This is a genomic window from Nostoc sp. (assembly GCF_036917415.1).
GTDB lineage: Bacteria > Cyanobacteriota > Cyanobacteriia > Cyanobacteriales > Nostocaceae > Nostoc.
In genome coordinates, this window is the sequence record NZ_JBALDJ010000117.1 from 54,465 (window position 1) to 73,709 (window position 19,245).

The 19,245-nt window shown below is 40.9% G+C and carries 16 protein-coding genes and 1 pseudogene; 8 read left to right on the forward strand and 9 right to left on the reverse strand.

Annotated elements, in window-relative coordinates; all coding sequences use genetic code 11:
* Positions 1-304 precede the first annotated feature (304 nt).
* On the forward strand, positions 305-3,541 hold the full coding sequence (locus tag V7K41_RS28645; RefSeq protein WP_334853824.1) for a hybrid sensor histidine kinase/response regulator: 3,237 nt from the start codon (positions 305-307) through the stop codon (positions 3,539-3,541).
* Between the two features lie 65 nt (positions 3,542-3,606).
* On the opposite strand, the gene V7K41_RS28650 is transcribed toward V7K41_RS28645, so the two are convergent.
* Positions 3,607-5,574: an ArnT family glycosyltransferase gene (locus tag V7K41_RS28650; protein WP_334853749.1), complete on the reverse strand. Its 1,968-nt coding sequence runs from the start codon at positions 5,572-5,574 to the stop codon at positions 3,607-3,609.
* 355 nt (positions 5,575-5,929) lie between these two features.
* A complete protein-coding gene (locus tag V7K41_RS28655; protein ID WP_334853751.1) occupies positions 5,930-6,553 on the reverse strand; it encodes a hypothetical protein in 624 nt (207 codons plus the stop codon).
* An 807-nt stretch (positions 6,554-7,360) separates the two neighbouring features.
* On the opposite strand from V7K41_RS28655, the gene V7K41_RS28660 reads away from it, so the two are divergent.
* The 3 genes from V7K41_RS28660 (at position 7,361) to V7K41_RS28670 (ending at position 10,097) form a co-directional block, all read left to right on the forward strand.
* Positions 7,361-7,693: a DUF565 domain-containing protein gene (locus V7K41_RS28660; RefSeq protein WP_334853753.1), complete on the forward strand. Its 333-nt coding sequence runs from the start codon at positions 7,361-7,363 to the stop codon at positions 7,691-7,693.
* Between the two features lie 15 nt (positions 7,694-7,708).
* Positions 7,709-8,752 (forward strand): glycerate kinase, encoded by a 1,044-nt coding sequence (locus tag V7K41_RS28665; RefSeq protein ID WP_334853754.1) that lies wholly within the window; start codon positions 7,709-7,711, stop codon positions 8,750-8,752.
* Between the two features lie 79 nt (positions 8,753-8,831).
* Positions 8,832-10,097, forward strand: coding sequence for a GUN4 domain-containing protein (locus V7K41_RS28670; protein WP_334853756.1), 1,266 nt, complete (start codon positions 8,832-8,834; stop codon positions 10,095-10,097).
* Positions 10,098-10,317: 220 nt separating this feature from the next.
* Here V7K41_RS28670 and V7K41_RS28675 read toward each other — a convergent pair.
* From V7K41_RS28675 to V7K41_RS28685, 3 genes and pseudogenes are all read right to left on the reverse strand, one after another.
* A pseudogene (locus tag V7K41_RS28675) lies at positions 10,318-10,920 on the reverse strand (Uma2 family endonuclease); the annotation flags it as partial.
* Between the two features lie 24 nt (positions 10,921-10,944).
* Positions 10,945-11,580, reverse strand: coding sequence for a restriction endonuclease subunit R (locus tag V7K41_RS28680; protein ID WP_334853758.1), 636 nt, complete (start codon positions 11,578-11,580; stop codon positions 10,945-10,947).
* Between the two features lie 353 nt (positions 11,581-11,933).
* Positions 11,934-13,424, reverse strand: coding sequence for an ABC transporter permease subunit (locus V7K41_RS28685; RefSeq protein ID WP_334853760.1), 1,491 nt, complete (start codon positions 13,422-13,424; stop codon positions 11,934-11,936).
* Between the two features lie 89 nt (positions 13,425-13,513).
* Here V7K41_RS28685 and V7K41_RS28690 point away from each other — a divergent pair, with 89 nt between their 5' ends.
* Positions 13,514-14,269 (forward strand): amino acid ABC transporter ATP-binding protein, encoded by a 756-nt coding sequence (locus V7K41_RS28690; protein WP_334853761.1) that lies wholly within the window; start codon positions 13,514-13,516, stop codon positions 14,267-14,269.
* Between the two features lie 88 nt (positions 14,270-14,357).
* Here V7K41_RS28690 and V7K41_RS28695 read toward each other — a convergent pair whose 3' ends face one another.
* Positions 14,358-14,558 carry a hypothetical protein gene (locus V7K41_RS28695; protein WP_334853763.1) on the reverse strand — a complete coding sequence of 67 codons (201 nt, stop codon included), beginning with the start codon at positions 14,556-14,558 and terminating at the stop codon, positions 14,358-14,360.
* Between the two features lie 274 nt (positions 14,559-14,832).
* Complete coding sequence (gene lipB, locus V7K41_RS28700; protein WP_334853825.1) at positions 14,833-15,516, reverse strand: lipoyl(octanoyl) transferase LipB; 684 nt, start codon at positions 15,514-15,516, stop codon at positions 14,833-14,835.
* A 620-nt stretch (positions 15,517-16,136) separates the two neighbouring features.
* Between lipB and hpf the strand changes: the two genes are divergently transcribed.
* The gene (gene hpf, locus V7K41_RS28705) at positions 16,137-16,784 is read left to right on the forward strand and encodes a ribosome hibernation-promoting factor, HPF/YfiA family (RefSeq protein ID WP_292860256.1); all 648 of its coding nucleotides are present in this window, start codon (positions 16,137-16,139) and stop codon (positions 16,782-16,784) included.
* A gap of 91 nt (positions 16,785-16,875) precedes the next feature.
* On the opposite strand, the gene V7K41_RS28710 is transcribed toward hpf, so the two are convergent.
* On the reverse strand, positions 16,876-17,166 hold the full coding sequence (locus V7K41_RS28710; protein WP_334853766.1) for a hypothetical protein: 291 nt from the start codon (positions 17,164-17,166) through the stop codon (positions 16,876-16,878).
* 260 nt (positions 17,167-17,426) lie between these two features.
* Between V7K41_RS28710 and V7K41_RS28715 the strand changes: the two genes are divergently transcribed.
* Positions 17,427-17,618, forward strand: a complete 192-nt coding sequence (locus V7K41_RS28715) for a hypothetical protein (protein ID WP_334719382.1) — start codon at positions 17,427-17,429, stop codon at positions 17,616-17,618.
* A gap of 202 nt (positions 17,619-17,820) precedes the next feature.
* Here the strand turns inward: V7K41_RS28715 and V7K41_RS28720 are convergent, their stop codons facing one another.
* Positions 17,821-18,678 carry a sulfurtransferase gene (locus V7K41_RS28720; protein WP_334853768.1) on the reverse strand — a complete coding sequence of 286 codons (858 nt, stop codon included), beginning with the start codon at positions 18,676-18,678 and terminating at the stop codon, positions 17,821-17,823.
* A gap of 281 nt (positions 18,679-18,959) precedes the next feature.
* Here V7K41_RS28720 and V7K41_RS28725 point away from each other — a divergent pair, with 281 nt between their 5' ends.
* Positions 18,960-19,130, forward strand: a complete 171-nt coding sequence (locus V7K41_RS28725) for a hypothetical protein (protein ID WP_334853770.1) — start codon at positions 18,960-18,962, stop codon at positions 19,128-19,130.
* Positions 19,131-19,245: the final 115 nt, after the last annotated feature.

Below are 19,245 nucleotides of genomic sequence, written 5' to 3' on the forward strand. Positions count from 1 at the left end.
TCTAAAGCGAATCTTTGGGGCCATAATTGTTTTAGCCGTCGCTATCGATGAGGAGTTTAAATACCAGTAAGACGCTGGGGAGGCTGGCTAGTTGCTAGAAATTAGAAACGTCGCCTCTTGGAAAAATGCACTCGTTCGCAATTCCCGTGTCCGTTAGGGAAAATCCCGTTGTTTTAATGGCGTTGAAATAACCAGAGTTGCTTATATGAGTCTTCTTAGAGGATATGACTTCAGGCGAAAAGACCATCAACTGGCAGATGGAAATGCCGGAGGGTTCCACAGGAAGAATGACCCCCAAATCCCTATGTTAATGCTAGATTACCCGCTTTATGACTTTCAGGCAACCGTACCTAGCTGCCCCCAAACAAGTTCTCTGGCAATGGTGTTGGAGATTTTTGAGCAAGAGCAGTGCGATCGCTTGGTAGTAGTGAATCAACAGCAATGTCCCATCGGATTGCTGTATTCTGCCCGTTTAATCCCAAAATTATTAGCCCAAAGTGACGATAAAAATCTAAATTTACACCAATCGCTTTCTACCTGGGGTCAGGGTCTAATTGAGCCAATACAGACAATATCAGTTTCAGAGCGTGTAGAGCGATTAAGCTTGCGCTGGTGCGATTCACAAGTCGAAAAACCTCAAAATCTAGATTGGGCGCTGATTGACTTGGATGGTCGATATTTGGGGCTGCTAGATAGTTCACGCCTGTTGCGATCGCTGGCTCAAGAACGTATGGCTGGCTTACAAAGGTCTAGTGAGCATCGTCATGAGTATGATGGTGCGCCAAATGAACCCAAGTCGTTAGGACACCAGCCACTGGTACACTTGCTAGAAAGACTGCCTTGGCCTTTAATGTTGCAAACGGGTACTGGCGAGGTGGTAGCGCGAAATCCCGCCTGGTGGCAGCAATTAGGAACCTTAAAAGATCCAGAAGGGGTTAGGCAACAGGTGGAGGCAATACTTGTCCCTAAACGCTCCGAAATAGCAGAATATGTCACCCAACCAGCAATTAAGGTTTATCCCAATGGTAGGGAGAATGAGCATATTGGTGAAGAAGAACTGATTCAGCAAGAAACATCAAGTGATGCTACATACAGCCGCTGCTATTTGGATAGTCAGGTGGGTACTTGTACCTGCGTTGTCGAAGTGCAAAATGGTCAAGAGCAAATTTGGCAGTTTGCCAAAATTCCCTTAGATAGTCCTGAGTTTAAAGTTATGAGTGCCGAAGAGGAGATTGCACTCAGCACTGATTTGTGGTTGATTTTAGCTACTGATGTCACTGAACAGCAGCAACTTTGTAAAGAACTAGCAGCGAAGAATGCCGATTTAATTCAACTAAATCGGTTAAAAGACGAGTTTTTAGCTTGTATTAGTCATGAACTCAAAACTCCCCTAACTGCCGTTTTGGGATTATCGCGCTTGCTAGTGGATCAGCAGTTGGGAGAACTTAACGAGCGTCAAGCCCGTTATGCGGGACTGATTCATCAAAGCGGACGCCACCTAATGAGTGTGGTGAATGACATTTTAGATTTGACCCGGATGGAAACGGGACAAATGGATTTGACGCTGACTCCGGTGAAAATCAGTACTGTGTGCGATCGCGCCCTATCGGAAGCCAAAGCTATCCACACTCAAACCACCAAAGCAACATCTGCCCCGCCACCTGCAAATGCCCGTTCATCTGCTCCCCAATTCTATCTTTCCATTGAACTAGGTTTAGATCAGATGGTGGCAGACGAATTGCGCTTACGCCAGATGCTAGTACACCTACTTTCCAACGCCTTTAAATTCACCGAAATATCTGGCGAAATTGGGCTGCGGGTAAGTCGTTGGGAAGGATGGATTGCCTTTACAGTTTGGGATACAGGTATTGGCATTCCTGAACACCAACAACACTTAATCTTTCAAAAATTCCAACAACTAGAAAATCCCCTCACCCGCCAATTTGAAGGCACTGGTTTAGGGCTAGTATTAACTCGCGCCTTGGCTCGCCTCCACGGAGGAGATGTTAGCTTCTTATCGCGTGAAGGTAAAGGTAGCCAGTTTACACTACTTCTGCCGCCCAGTCCCCCGAAAACAGGCTTTTCAGAACCAGATATGGGAATCAGAGAAGACGAGGAGACACAATACCAACCGACACGGGAAAATCTCGCCGCCGCTCGTCAGCATCCTAGTACGCCCACACAGCATCATCTTGCGAGTTCGCAACGGTTGGTTTTGGTAGTCGAGGCTGTAGCTCGATATATTGAAGAGTTGACCGAACAACTCAAAGGTTTAGGATATCGGGTAGTGATTGCGCGATCGGGGACAGAAGCAGTCGAAAAAGCGCGACGCTTGCAACCAATAGCGATATTTTTAAATCCGTTGCTACCCCTGCTATCAGGCTGGGATGTGCTGACTTTATTAAAATCTGACACCGCAACCCGTCATATATCTGTAATTGTGACAGCGACAGGAGCCGAAAAGGAGCAAGCATTTGCTAACCGAGCCGATGGTTTCTTAAGTTTGCCAGTAGAGCATCAGGTCTTAGCACCAGCTTTAGAAAAATTATCTACTGCACAAGTAATACCGCAGATAGGGTTAAATAATAGTGCAATTATCCCAACTAAAACCCCACTGCGAATTCTCAGGTTGGTGAATCCCCAGTTAGAATCGGTCAATCCCCATCCCTCACTTCGAGAACATCGGGTGATTGAAGTAGATGACCTAGATCAGGCAGAACTTTTGGCGCGGGTATGGCAGTTTGATGTGATTTTGCTAGATGTCGAAAGTACCACCGCCCAAATTTATTTGCAACAATTAATTGGACATCCGCGTTTAGCAGCTATACCACTGGTTACTTGCGATGTTGCAACTACCTTAATTGCTTCTAAAATACCAGGGCTATCTGTATTTCCTTACTTAACACCATTTGCTAAAGATAACAGCAGTCGCACTGAGAAAACAGATGCTTTACTATCAGTACTGGAAATTGCTTCTGGTATTTGCTGCCCTCCCAACATCTTAGTAGTGGATTTAACAATGCTACGGGATTTTCCCCAGGTAAGACGTAAGCCAGCTAAGGGTTATCGGACAGAAAAAAATTGCTCAATTAGTAGTGAAACTGCTGAACGGGGATCTGAATGGTTCCAAGCTTTAATTCAATACCTCCAAACAGCAGGCTTCAAAGCGGCGATGAGTCCTTGTTGGGCAGAAGTGTTGCAACAAATTAGCCACGAAAGCGTTGACTTACTGCTAATTTGTTTAGGAGAAACCTCTATCCACAGAGATGTACTCAAAGCACTGAAAAAATTAGGAGATTCGCCTTTAAAGTTGCCACCAATTTTGGTATTAAATCAGCGATTTAATCGCTCGGAAACCAGTTTCCCGGATGGAGTAGCTGATCGGGAAATTAACAAGCAGAAGAAGAATGGTTTGGAATCGATAGAAACTGTTGTTGGTGCGATCGCTACCCAAATCTTACCGCGATCGATATCAATGGAAGACCTATTAAGCCAGATCAATCAAGCTTTAGCTGTCAATGGTCACAATGACAAATGTTAATCTGGTCATTAGTCATTTGTCCTTTGTGAATAACCAATGACTAATGACTAATGACTAATGACCATTTATGATATGTCTATTTTTTCATTTTTCATTTTCTTAAAAGGAACTCGAACCAAGTTATAAGCACCCTTGGTCGATAAATTCTTGTAATCATCTGGCTGTAAGTCCATTTGTAAAAACTTTTTCTGTTCAGCCAACAACAGCACTGAGGAAGGTTTTAGTCCTTTAGCAGCCTGGTTTTTAATATGCTCCACAGCCTCTTTAGGAAATTTTAAATAATTTACGTGGATGTGGCTGTAAAATACTACACTAGGCTTTTTGAAGCCAAGCATGATCAATTCTTCATTTGGTTGTTTTGCTTCTAGAATTACCGCAGACAATTCCCTTAAGGGTAATTGACGTTCTCGATCGATAAAGAACGAAGCAGGCGTTAAGACAAAAATTATAAACGCCACAAACCCGATTAAATTAATACTGATAATGTAGTTCCAGCGGCGACTCAATAATAAACCCGCAACCAAAACAGCACAAACTAGCCAAATTATACCCGCTATTACTGGTAAACCAGATTGTTGAATTAGTTCGTGGAAGTTACTTATAGCTGGATCGGTACCTAATATGTGGGTTATGTTCAGCAGTGCTGTTGCCAGAACTGATAAAAATACTACATTCACCCAACCACTCATTCGCACCAAAGATGTGGAGATGGACGGAGTAGGAGAGGGAGAAACAGGAATTGTTTGCCGTGTCTTTGTATCTGAAAAAAGGTCGCTCCACAACAAGGCTACCAGGATTGCTGCTGCTGGCATTAAAGGCAATACGTAGCTAGGGAGTTTAGTAACGGCAATGCTAAAAAAGGCAAAGACGCTAGCAAACCAGAACCAGGCAAATAAACCAAATTGCTGAAAACGCTCAAGGGATCGCCAATGCGATCGCTGCCAAAACTTTAGTCTGATTATAGAAGCTGGTAAATACACTGAGTATGGTGCAAAACCCAACAGCACGACTAAAAAGTAAAAATACCAAGGTGCTGAGTGACCATTAACTACTTCTGTAAAGCGTTCCAGGTTGTGATAACCAAAAAAGGAGTTAATGTAATTCCAGCCATTGCGCCAAATTACTAAAGCATACCAGGGCACTGACAAAGCGATAATTATCAGTATACCTACGAAAAGGTGCATTTCCCGCAATACCTCTCGCACTTTACCCACGTAAAGTAAAAAGGCAGCAACAATTAGCCCCGGCAAAACAATTCCCACTGGCCCTTTGGTCAAAATTGCACCAGCAATCAGCACATAAAAAGCTAAGTACCACTTATTAGGAAATGGAGAGGTCGCTTCGCTCCGGGATTGATGATTAGGGGTTAGGGATTGGGAAAATTCCTCCTTACTCCTCAGTCCACTGCCTTCAGTTCCCAGTTTCCCAGTCCCTAGTCCCCAGTCCCCAGTCCCTTCCTTCCCTGCATACCCTAGAAAGAAACATAACAAAGCCGATGCCATACATCCGGTGAGTAGCATATCAGAGACACCCGTTCTCGCCCAAATAATAGTTTCGGGATTGAGTGCCATGAGCGCTGCTGCTATAAAAGATGTTAAGTAGCGACGAGTAGGACGTGAAACTTCCTCTAATTCGTCTTGTTTAGTTAGATACCACTGGATGGTGTAAAAAGCTAAACAAATTAAGCCGAATGCTGCGATCGCGGAAGGAAGACGTACTGCCCATTCATTCACGCCAATTATGTGATATGCGATCGCCTGACACCAGTAAATTAAAGCAGGTTTATCGAAACGAGTGTCACCATTGAAAAATGGGGTAATCCAATCACCTGTGACGAACATCTGGCGGGAAGCTTCGGCAAAGAGCGGCTCTGTCTCATCAATCAAGCCAGTGTTGCCCAAATTCCACCCAAAAGCCACCCAGGCAACTACCATCAACCACAAAATCGACACAGTTACACTCAGGGCTGGATTTTTTGCTATTTTGTTGAACCACCGATCAACAGTGTGCTTAACACTCAATTTCATTCTCATTTAGTCAATAGTCAACAATCACTAATTAATAGTCGTTGGTTATCTATCTTTTGTTCTTGGGAGTTTTTAATTCAACAATTTTCCTCTATCCTAGTACTTACGCACAAGTTACGGAATAACGAACCGCAGAGGCACAGAGAAGCCAGTGCGTTGGGCGGGTTCCCCGACTTGTAGCAACTGGCGCGGCACGGAGAAATCAGAGTTTGAGAGATATTTTGCGTAAGTCCTATATCCATTACTTTACACTTTACCAACTGTAGGGTAAGGATGTAAAAATAAAGGTTTGAGCAAACGGTAAACAATGCCCACTCTCCAAAAATTGCTTTTGTACTCAATACTCACCACTTCGTACTATTTATTGACTCAGCACTAGTTGCCATTCTCTGTTTTGGGAATTCCACTTAGGTAATTGAGTTTCGCCAACAACATAAGGGCCCCAGTAACGACGGGAACCATCTTGTGCAAAAGCAACTAAAACATCTCCCTTCTCTAGCTTTAAATTATTCTGAGGTAGAGATAGAACCAGTCCCTTCTCACTACCTTCTTGGGGAGCAAAATCCCAATGTGCCGGTACATCATAGTGAGTCTGTTTTTTACTAGCTTTTGCTACCGACTGTCGTGCCAGTAAAACCAGCCGCACAGGCTGATTTGTTTGATTGCTCATTCGCAAAGTCCCTTGATCCTTGGCAATGCTTGCTGATTTATCACGCTCTGCCAAAACAGGATAAGTATTCTCTTTACTGCTACGTTCTACTTGATTGGATGGGGTAGGTGCTGGAGTAGATAGACTAGCGGAAATACCTTTTTCAGGTACAACCGAAGTTGTCTGCCACTCTTGAGTTTCTGTTGGCAGTTCTGAAGATGTATCTGGGTTTGTGGACTCAAAAGATACGCTCACTCCAAAGCATCCCACCAGAGCAACAAGCAGTCCCAAGCAAAAAGCTGTAATACCGACGTTACGATACACTGAAAATTTCATATTGATAGTTATTAGAAATAAATATTTTGTCTAGGCTTGACCAAATAGTAGCCTATTATCCCAAAAGGCAATCACACAAAATAGCCGAATATAGACTTTCCTAAAATTAGAAACACAAATGTATGATAAATATCATTTTGATTAGAAAACATTTGAAGGATATAATCTCTTTGATGTTTGAAAAACAAGAGGTACAGACACCCATTACTTTGGTTTTTGACCGTAAGTATGGATAAAAGCAAGAAAATTTGATACCTATTCAGCCAATTCATTTGTATAAAGAAACAAAAGTTTCCTGAAACCGCTAACGGCCTCTACAAGATAAACCTCAGATAAATCTAAGTGGTATATTTTCTCTTCTGCTATGAAAAGCTACCTTCAGACGATGTTTGAAAAGTGCCTGGTGATATACCAATAGCTTAGAGATTCTCCTTCCTAAATCTACGCAAGTCCCTTCTCCTTTTGGTAGACGCTACGGGTAGCTTACTTCCGTATATGGATAATATGGATACAAGTCAGGAAACCCACTTAACGGACTAGCTTCCTTTAAAAAAGGGAATTTTGAATCATTTTCCCATTTTTTAAGGCTTGAACGTGGGGATCAAACTAAATATTTATTGTTTCCAAACACCCTCTAAGAAACTGTACTTCTAAAGAAGATGATAGAATAGTCAAATTTGAATAAATACTGGAATTCCAGTAGATATCTATAATATTAACAAACAAGCTGATGCTAAAACCAATATCCTCCTTACCCTAATATAGATATATTTCAAGATAGCTTGACTTTTCCCAGAAGTCCCTTTGATGCAAAACACTCGTCTCAATAACTTGTTCGATGCCATTGCTACACGCTTTGGGCAATGGTTTTTAAATCCTTGGCGACGACTATCGTTGCTGATAATTAGTTTTTTGTTCGGTTTTTTTCTGGGAAACGCAGTTTCCACTACAGCTGGACAACGGGCAGAGTTAGACATTGTGGCAGCTGGTTTTTTAGTATTGTTGACAGAAATTACCAGCAGAATATTTTATAGTCGCAGCTTTTTGGAGCGGCGATCGCTTTTGGTAGACTCACTAAATCTCCTCAAAGTTGGTTTCATCTACAGCCTGTTTCTCGAAGCTTTTAAGCTGGGATCGTAGTGAGATGGAGAATTTATGAATTTGTGGCTGAGTGTTTTGGCAACCAATGGGGTGGGGGAAACTTGGAAGCAGGAAGCAAGAGAAGCAGCGCTGGCAGATCGGTTAAAGGCAAAAGCTTTTGGGATCGCACCGGAAAATGTTGATGAAACGATCGAAAGGCGATCGCATTTACTAAAATCTGTCTTTCCAGCTTTTAGCGAATTCTGTCAAGCTACTCTCCAAGTACAACCCCAGGAAATGTTACAGGTATTGTGGGACTTGTGGCTGCCTTTGGGGATCAAACTAGCATCGCAGCGCCAACAGTTGGGACACCCCCTGATTCAAGGAATATTGGGAGGACAAGGCACTGGTAAAACCACAATGTCAAAGGTTCTGATTTTGATTCTCGATCATTTGGGATATAGGACTATAAGTTTATCTTTGGATGACTTATATAAAACTTACAGCGATCGCTTGCTTTTGACACAGCAAGATCCCCGCTTAATTTGGCGCGGTCCACCAGGAACCCACGATATAGACTTAGGCTTAAATGTATTAGATCAAATTCGCCAGTCGCAAAGCCCAGTGATGCTTCCCCGCTTTGATAAATCAGCTTTTGGAGGTGCTGGCGATCGCACTTCTTCCGAAATGGTGACGGATGTAGATATTGTACTATTTGAAGGTTGGTTTGTGGGTGTGCGACCAATCGACCCTAATTTATTTGATACTGCACTATCGCCAATTGTCACAAATGAAGATAGAGCATTCGCCCGTGATATGAATCTTCGCCTCCACGATTATTTACCACTGTGGGAGCGATTGGACAGTTTAATTGTGCTGTATCCCATCGATTACCGCTGTTCTTTAGAGTGGCGCAAACAGGCGGAACAGCAGATGATTGCTGCGGGGAAATCGGGAATGAGTAGTGCAGAGATAGAACAATTTGTCAATTATTTTTGGCGATCGCTTCACCCGGAATTATTCATCACGCCGTTGGTAAGAGATGCGACAGCGGTTGATTTAGTGATTGAGATTCATCCCGATCATAGTTTTGGTCAAGTGTATTGCGATCGCACTTAGGGCGTTAGTTCTTAAGCAAACCAGGTAAAAACACTATAATTTGCTTAAAGCGTGATTTATCCTACTCCTTAAAACAAAAATGCCAGAGGTATCGTTAAAGCTTTTCTTTTCTTACTCTCACAAAGACGAAGCTCTACGGGATGAACTAGCTAAACACCTGAGCATATTACAATGGCAGGGCGTGATTTCAAGCTGGCACGATCGCAAGATACTACCTGGAGAGGAGTGGGATTACCAAATTAACGATAATCTAAACACCGCCGACATCATTCTGTTACTCATCAGTTCAGATTTTCTTTTTTCTAAATATTGCTGGGATGTAGAAGTTCAGAAGGCAATAGAACGTCACCATGCTGGAGAGGCTTGTGTTATCCCAGTTATTTTGCGAAGTGTTGATTGGAATGGCGCACCATTTGGAAAACTTCAAGCTTTGCCTAAGAATGCTGAACCTGTAGTGTCAAAGAATTGGTACAATCAAGATGAAGCCTTCACGGATGTAGCTAGAGGAATTCGGGTAGTTGCTGAGAAGCTAAAGAAGGAAAGAGAGGAACAAAAGCAAAAACAGGAAGCAGAAAGGCTGCGACTACGGGAACAAGAACAGGAAAATAGAAAGCTACAACAACAGCAACAAGAAAGGCTGCGGCTACAGGAACAACAAGAAGAAGCAGATAGGCTACAAAGACAGGAAGCACAAAGACTACGAAGACAACAAGAACAAGAAGAAGCAGATAGGCTACAAAGACAACGAGAACAAGAAAAAGCCGATAAGCTGCGACAAGAACAGCAATCTACTGGTAACGATCTCCTCTCTGAGAAAGGTGTAGACTATACGCGGTTGCGCGATTTACTTAAAGCAGGGAATTGGAAACAAGCGGATGAAGAAACTCTGGCTGTTATGCTCAAAGCCGCTGGTAGACAACAACAAGGCTGGCTAGATTCTGAATCTATTAATAACTTTCCTTGCACTGACTTACGCACCATTGACCAACTATGGGTAAAATACAGCAATGGGCACTTTGGGTTTAGTGTGCAAAAGCAAATTTGGGAAAGCGTTGGAGGCGACTACGGAAAGTTTGGCGATCGCGTCGGATGGCGAAAAGAAATGTTTTATAAATGGCTATCTTACTCAGACCTGACCTTCACAACAAATTCTCCGCAGGGACATTTGCCTACAGTTGCTGCGGTGCACTTGCTTTTTGATCGTTCTTTGTCTGATGGGAGTGTATGGCGGAGTGTAGGCATTATCAGCGAAATGTATTCGAGGTCGTGGCGAAATAAGAAGATCCCGAGCAATCGAGAAGAGTTTACAAGTCTCTTTGCTCGCGTCGAGACTTGTAAACTTTAACATATAAGGCTTACAGGAAATTGTGAAGATTCACAAACAAGTCATTTAGCACGAAGCATTGCGGTTTCTACGTTTTCGTTACCTGGCACTGTGGCAAAAAAACGTCTTCTTGTTGTGCTTGTAGTTTTGTAGGGTGCGTTATCGCGCTAGCGTAACGCATCGTCAATGATGTTCGGTGCGTTAGGACTTGCGTCCATAACGCACCCGACAAAATTACTCTAGCTTGAAAAATCTGTTCGGCGGTTAAATTCAATTCTGGGAAAGTAGGCGAGATGATGGTAACCGTACCTCTAAATTGAGTAACTTGGTATTCACCATCGATTAATTAATAAATAGACATAGTAGGTTGTTTAGGGTTGCCAGTGAACTTTTTAGCGCCTAAACCCAGATAATCCACAACCCAGTATTCAGGAATTCCAATAACCTCATATTTACCTTGTTTTGTATAGTAGTCATCATCCCAATTAGTACTAACTACCTCAACTACCAAGGAAATTGATGCCGGATATGATACAGTTAATTCTTTTTTCCATAGCGGCTCATTCACTAAATTAAGACAATTTAATATTAACACATCTGGGGAGTAGGCAGATACCGAATTAGCAGGTTTTATCAAGACAGTTTTGGAAATTATATAAGGTAAATTTAATCGGTCAAATTCTACTGTTAGTTTTCTAGCTATAAAACCAACAACATCTTCATGATCACCGATTGGTTGGGGCATTTCAACAATAACGCCATCATGTAATTCGTATCTTCCACCTTCGGTTCGCCAAGCTGCAAAATCTTCAAATGTTACTAGTTTGGGTATGGCTTGAGTCATAACTTGTTGCTTTAATACTCGCTTTTAAAGCTGACAAATTGCTTTCAAAACTTGTAGTAACTGACTAGAACGCTCTCTTTCCATTAAATTTAATTCTGGTAACAGATAATAAATAGGGGGATTTCCTTGTTCAATATAAACAAACTGATAACTCCTACCATTAGTCGCTAATCCCCAAACTGATTTTTGATTCTCTAAATTTTTATAAGCATACGTGAGTAACTGAGGCAAACCAGTTGATATATCAACTTGACAATTTTTAGATTCAATTAATAGCACCCAAAAATACGTTTGAGGTTTTGTATGTTTAGCTTTACTAACGGCTAAAATATCAAATCTTCCTTTAATTTTGATATCTTCATCTTCAACTTCTATATCAGCAATATTCTCCTCCAAAACAATCTCGATTGGATAGCGATAAAAACCAGCTAATCTTAGTAAAGGCGCAACTGCAAGAAACTTTACCTGGCCCTCAGTAACTTTACCGCCTTTGAGGTAGCGTCGAAAGTCATTTCTTATTTGCACAAGTTCCTGTTGTTCTGCTTCGGTGATAGATTCCAGAGATAAGTAGTTAGAAAATGATTCACTGTACTGTTCTTGAAAGCCAAACAGACGCTCAACTTCTTCTAAAGATAAATTACGAGCATTCAGAATTGTCATATATTTTTGGTTGATTCAGGCGCAACTCAATCCAAATATCCTATATAAAACCTATCTTAAACCGTGGCTGATTACATGAAATACAAATAATTTATAGTGTAGTACAACTACACTGCTGTGAGAAAAATTACAGCGTATTTCAGGTAAATGAAACTTTTTTATTGGATTCGCCATAAAACATTAATTAAAATTAAACAATAAATTATAATTAGCCCAAAAAAGGTATAATCCAAACCCTATAATTCAATTTTCTCAGGCTCTTAACGCACAACTGCTAAGTATCCCAAAAATCAGCTTTACAAGTATATTTATTATCATTCTCTGGATTTTGAGAAATTATTTTTGAAAGTCTCTTAGCGCTTGATGGGATTCATCCAAGCTTCTAATCGGCTAAATACTTGAGAAGAAAGTAGCGTCAAACATAAATAAACCACCGCTACACCTGCGTAAATTTCAAAGGCGCGATAGTTGTCAGCAATAATTAACTGTCCTTTACGTAGTAATTCTTCAAATCCAATCACAGAAACTAAGCTAGTATCTTTCAACAAACTGATAAACTCATTACCCAAAGGTGGAATCATTCGCCGGAAAGCTTGGGGAAAAATTACATAACTCATGGTTTGCACAGAACTTAAACCTAATGATTTTGCTGCTTCTGCTTGTCCTGGTTCAATTGATTGAATCCCAGCACGTACAACTTCGGCAATGTATGCAGCGCTATTCAAACTTAAGGCAATTACCCCAGCTACGAAGCGATCAAAAGTAAATGTAAAACCAAGCTCTTGCGAAATTGCTGGTAATCCAAAGTAAATCATATAAATTTGTACCAGCAAAGGCGTTCCTCGAAAAAAATCTACATACGCCCTCGCTAACCAACGCACAGGTGCAATATGAGAAAGGCGGACAATACCAATTAAGGAACCACCAATTAAACCAAACACTACAGAAAGTATTGTCAATTGCAACGTTACTAATGCACCCTGCAATAAACTGGGAAAAGCCTGCAAAATCACGCCAATTGAAGTTAATATTTTAGGTGCGCCAGCGTTAGTTTGATTCTCAAACGGTGATTTAGCTGGTAGTGATAGCGGTTGAACTTTAAACCATTTTTGGTAAATTTGGGCATAAGTGCCATTTTTCAGCACCCTATCCAAGCCATCATTTATCAATGTCAAATTCGGCGAGTTTTTAGCTGTAGCAATTCCATAAAACTCCTCTGTCAGCAATTTCTGTACTACTTTAATTCCCTGAAGATTGCCTGTATTAATTGCATATAAAGTAACAGGTGCATCATTAATTACCGCATCTACATTACTGTTGAGCAATTCTTGCAGGGCTATGGGTGCAGAATCAAAACTGCGAATTTGTACTCCCGGAATACTCTTAGCCTTTGTAGCCCCTGTTGTGCCAATTTGTACTGCAATTTTTTTATTTTTGAGACTATCAAAACCAGTAATTTCTTGATTGTCTGCACGAATTGCGATCGCCAATCCAGCCTTAAAATAAGGACGAGAAAAAGAAATCGTTTTCGCCCTCTCCTCAGTAATCGTAATCGAACTAATGGCCGCATCTACCGTTTTGGCTTGCAAAGCTGGGATAATGCCATCAAAAGGCAGACTTTGAAAATCAACTTTAAACTTAGCAGAAGAAGCAATCGCATTCATCAAATCAATAGAAAACCCCTGCAACTCGCCACCTTTTCCTTGAAACTCAAAAGGTGGAAACGCCGGTTCCGTAGCAACCCGCAAAGTTTTCCCGGCGCTAGAGTTCACAGCACAGCCAGCCAGTAACAAACAGCTAAAACCTACAACCACACACCAGCGCCCAAAACCAAATTTAATCATATTATTTTCTCTTCCCTCTCTGCGCTCTCTGCGCCTCTGCGGTTCGTTAAAAACCTTACAATCAACTCTAGAGCAGCTTGACATAAGTAATGAACAATACCATCCCCGCGATTATTTTTGACAATATCGAAAAAAACTTTGGTTCTCTCAAAGTCCTCAAAGGAATCACCGGCGAAATCAACCGAGGAGAAGTCGTTGCAATTATCGGTTCCTCCGGCTGTGGTAAAAGTACCCTACTACGCTGCTTCAACCGTCTAGAAACCATTGACAAAGGACGTTTAATCATCAACGGAATCAACTTATCCCGACCCACTGTCAACTATAGCCAACTGCGACAACTACGAACACAAGTAGGCATGGTTTTCCAGCAATTCAACCTGTTTCCCCATCTCAGCGTCTTAGAAAATATGACACTCGCACCGCGTAAAGTCTTGGGTAAAACACCAAAAGAAAGCGCCCAACTAGCGAGATTATATTTAGAAAAAGTCGGTTTATCTGACAAAGCCTCTGCTTATCCCGAACAACTTTCTGGCGGACAAAAGCAACGAGTAGCGATCGCCCGTAGTTTATCTATGAATCCCCAAATCATGCTATTTGATGAACCTACCAGCGCCCTAGATCCCGAACTCGTTGGCGAAGTTCTGCAAGTAATGCAGCAATTAGCCACAGAAGGGATGACAATGGTAGTTGTCACCCATGAAATGCAATTTGCGCAAGAAGTAGCCCATCAAGTGATATTTTTAGACAAAGGTATTGTGACAGAACAAGGCCCAGCCTATGAAGTGCTGACCAATCCCCAAAGCGATCGCCTACGTATTTTCCTAAGTCGCCTCAACGTTAGATAGTTAAGAGTTATAAATTAAAGGCTTCTTTTGCACTCAGCACTCATCACGGGCTAAACGCCCCGCTACCGCTAACAGCACTCAGCACTACTTAAAGGTACTCGCGCAAGAAATCAAAGGGATCGTCTTCCCAACAAGGTTCAGGTATTAGCCAAAATAAACTACTGTGGATATCAGCTTCAATTTCATCACCGTCGTCTCTATCAAATAGTTCTATCAAAGCTGTCCAATCACGTTCTCTGAGAGATATTATCGATGGGGCATATACCTGGAGATTATTTGAGTAATTCACGCGCAAAGTTGTGCTTGACAGCCGTAAAAAGTTAGTATAAAAATTTAGAAATAATCAGATTCTAGCTTTGACAATCGCACTTATACCAATTTAAAATTCAAAAAGTCTGATTTAATCTGGCTTTTCAGGTTTGTATCGATCGCATTCTTTTTTCAAATGGGTATTAAATAGTTATTTTGATACTATTAGATATGGACTACTCTCATAAGTGTCTCACAATTTAAATAGGACTGCTATAGTATTTATTACATATTACAAGCTGAATTTACTCAGACTAGAAAAATCCTTGAGGCTGAGATTCTACTAATTCCACGCCAAAGACTTCCGCAAAAGATTGTGCTATGTAAGAACGCACTTCTTGGCAGGTGATACCTGGAATCCATTCGGCTAAACTGCCTACAGGTTTGTCAGAAATGCCGCAGGGTACAATGCGCTCAAAGCCTGTCATGTCTGGACAAACATTTAACGCAAAGCCGTGCATAGTAATCCAACGGCTGACTTTAATACCAATAGCTGCAACTTTTCGCCCTTGCAACCAAACGCCAGTAAAAGCCGGAATTCTTTCTCCTTGCAATCCATAAATTGCCAATACGCGAATTATTACTTCTTCGATTTGCCGCAAGTACCAATGGAGGTCTTTACGATAACGTTGCAGATTTAAAATTGGATAGCCCACGAGTTGACCGGGACAATGGTAAGTAACCTCGCCGCCTCGTTCAACTCGATGCACATCGTATTGACCTTTGTCAATCTCAAATTTGATAAAGTCTGAGTTGCTTCCTTGTCCCAGAGTGTAGACAGGTGGATGTTCTAGCAAAATTAATACGTCATCTAGACTGGGGTCGTGGATGCGCTCAGTTAAAAGCGATCGCTGCCATCCATGAGCTTCTAAATAAGGCATTAATCCTTGGTTATACAGCAAACAAAGGTTTTTGTATGGTTTGTTACTATGGATCATGCCAAAAATCAACCGCATAAAGAACTAAATATATTTCAATTTACAGAATTAGAATCAGCAATTGTCAAGCTTTGCAAAGGATTTTAAAGGAAAGTCAAGGGAATATGCATTAGAAAATACAAAGTGCTAGCTTGAATAGATAACCTCAATAGGTTTTAGGAGGAATTCTCTGCAATAAGCATCATGCCAAGACAATAAGGACGAATGTACTGGCTGATGGCTTTAATACCATTGTTTGCATTTAAAACAGAATCAAACTTCCACAAAGCCTTGTATTCTTGAACAACAGCAAGCAAACCTCAATCGAACACAGAAGGAGCAAATATCAATAGTTCTGTAAGCATTCCTTTAAAGGAAAAGGTAGTCATAGGAGCTACAATTAGATTTCCTCACTCAAGAGTGCTAATTGGATATACAATTAGACATCAGTGCAGAGATGAGGAGGTAAATCAAGGGTATACTTGATAATTCTTCAGATGCAGCAAGCTGAGAGACAGCTTAACAGCAGTAGATACAATATAGTTCACAATTTGTTTTGGCGGGAGTAAAAAACCTTACCGCAATTTCTTTTCATACAAAGCAAATTCACACATCCAAAATATTCAGCGGGAGAGTATTACATGAAGCTTGTCATCCACGGCAAAAATATTGAAATCACCGATGCGATTCGTGAATATGTACATCAAAAAATTGAAAAAGCAGTTAGTCACTTTCAAAGCATTACCAATGAAGTGGATGTGCATCTGAGCGTCGCCCGGAATCCCCGAATTAATCCAAGACAAGCGGCTGAAGTAACTATTTATGCTAATGGTAGCGTGATTCGTGCCGAGGAAAGTAGCGAAAGTCTATATGCCAGCATTGATTTAGTTGCAGATAAAATTGCGCGTCAACTGCGGAAATATAAAGAACGGCGTCAAGACCACAAAACTCATACTCAACCAACAGAAGTAGTTATTCCAGAGTCGATAGTAACAGATTTAATTGGCGATCGCACCGCTGAATTGCCCAATGAAGTCGTCCGCACCAAATATTTTTCCATGCCGCCGATGACCGTTGCAGAAGCCCTAGAACAACTGCAACTCGTGGGACACGACTTTTATATGTTCCACAATTCTGAAACTGGAGAGATTAATGTAATTTACGAACGTAACCACGGCGGTTATGGTGTTATCCATCCCCGCAATGGTAACGGACATACTAACGGCAAAAATGGCAAGGCAAGCCACACTAATATAGTCATGCCAGAAAAGTCGCATTCGAGTAAATAGGGAGATGAGGGGAGCAGGGGAGAAGTTGCAGTAAATCTTTCCCCTCTCCACCTCTGCCTCTTCCAATGCCCATTACCTTTGCCTCCAGAAATTAGCTAATACGCGAACGTTGGAGTAATGTGAAAATTTGCAGTTCAGCTGCTAAATCGCCGTGGTATTCAAATAGTTGATATTGTTGCCCAGTCATCACAGCAAATTCATCCATAACTTTCTGGGTGATGTCTGCACAAGCTAGATAGTAAGGATTGACAGTTTCTTTAGCTTGGAAGTAGACATCAGAGTTTTGTGTTGTACCGAAACAGGTTTGCAATGCCATCATCACTACGCAACTCATTACCGTAACCAATTGCGATCGCCTCCGGTAAAATATAGCCCATCGCATTACAATTTATACTTTTTAGTTATCCAACCCTATTTTTAAGTTAGATAAAAAACTTGAGGAACTTGTGAGGAAATATTTGAATTAAACAGTTTTTTCATCTATTTAAAATAAATTCTCAAAATTGAGTATTCAAAATAGGTTAAACTGCGTGTAGAAACTGGCAGAATATTAGTCCCGCTCCGCAACAAATCATAATATTTTATTTAAGAATAAGTGGGTTTTGTCAGCATATCTCAGATGATGTTAAGGAGGTAACTATCATGCAAAAAGAATATATGGAAATTTTAGAATCATTAATTAATAAATTGACATTATCCGCAATATTAGAAATGTTAGAGCGAATATGTCATAAAAAAGCGGAAAATCTGAGAACTCATTGGCAAGATGAGACTTCAGCAAAGCTTTGGGATAAAGCTGCTAGACAAATAGAACAGATAAATGTTGATATTTGATTGAAGAAGAATTCAGAATTAAAGAGTCAGAATTAACGGGTATGAGATTCAGACCCGCCACTTAATTATTGCACCACTAATCTCCGATTTAGTGTGGTGTTGTAAGGTTTATTCAACATTCGATTAAGTGCTCATGTATTTGCACTGTAGCGACGCAATAATGCAACTCACATTCTCAACCAAAGCGTATTGCTTGATACACTCATTGCATGACTCTGCTATCAATTGGTAGTGCAAAATCACGAGACCATTCATTCCAAGAGCCAAAATAATTTCTAGCAGAAATTCCCGCCTCTTCAAGGGCTATTAATGTATTCGCAGCCCTTGAACCCTTAAAGCAGTAAATATACACAAGGGACTCGGAAGTAATACCTACTGACTGACAAATTTCTCGGATTTCATCTGGCGATCGGAACGTGGGAATTTCCGATTCAGAATTCATTAGATGATGCCATTCTAACCATACTGCATTAGGGATTCTACCTTTGCGAGGACAAAAATCAGGATGGTAAGGAGAAGAACTCAACCCAAGCCATTCGTTGCGATCGCGCACATCTAATTTAATAATTGCTGGATTGTCAATTGCTTGCAACATCTCGGTGGTAGTCACCATCATGTCAGCGTTAGGATGCAATCTAAATATGCTGCTTTCACGCTGCGGTACTTTATCAGTAGTAAGTAATCCTGCCTTGAGCCATGCTCTATATCCTCCGTGTAAAATAGATACCTGAGCGCAACCCAAATATTTCAGTAAGAAAGCTGCTCGACAAGATTGACCATAACCTTTATTTAAAGCATCTTCATAAACAATTAACTGTTCTGCACCAGATATTCCTACCCTGCTCATAATTTTTGCAAAATACTCTTGCAATTCCTTTAATCCTGCTAGGGAGGAATTCTCTAAAAGATAGGTGAAAAAATCTCTAATATTTATGGATTGAGAAATATGAGAAATAGCATAATCTTCTTGACTTCGCGTATCGATAATGACAGTTTTTGATGAGTTTTCTGCTAACAGTGATGTGACTTCTTGAGGAGAAATGAGGAGTTTTGTATTCACACTTTCATGCTTCTGTTATCGTGCCATTAGGCATTATCGCCCTTGGTAGATTTACTTTGTGGAATGTAAATTACAGAAGAATTAAGGTTAAATGTTACGAGATAACTTTTGTGGATGTATGTTTTTAAGTAATAATTCCGAATTTAGAATCCAGAATTATATATAAATTACTCTCGCCAAAGTTCATTGACAATACTTTCGGGTCGATAATGATTTTTTGAGATATAAGCCTCTCTTTTTTAACTTTTGACTTCCGCCTTACGGTACTAGACCATTTGGAGTTGCTTAACTGTCGTGCGATCGCGTTTTATCCACCACCAGCAGAACGCACTCAAGCCGAGGAAAAAGATGATCGAGTTAAGAATATCGACTGTGTAGCGACTTCAAGTCTTTCAAATCATGGTTGCATCAAGTATTTTGAAGCATTTATCACCGCTCGGATGCTATTTTAGTGGATTTTTTTTATTGACTCTCTGAGAGTCCATACTGATGTTCTAAATGTAAATGTGCGATCGCAAGATGCCTGCTAAAGTTTTACCTGGGCTTATATCGTTATAGTTATCAATC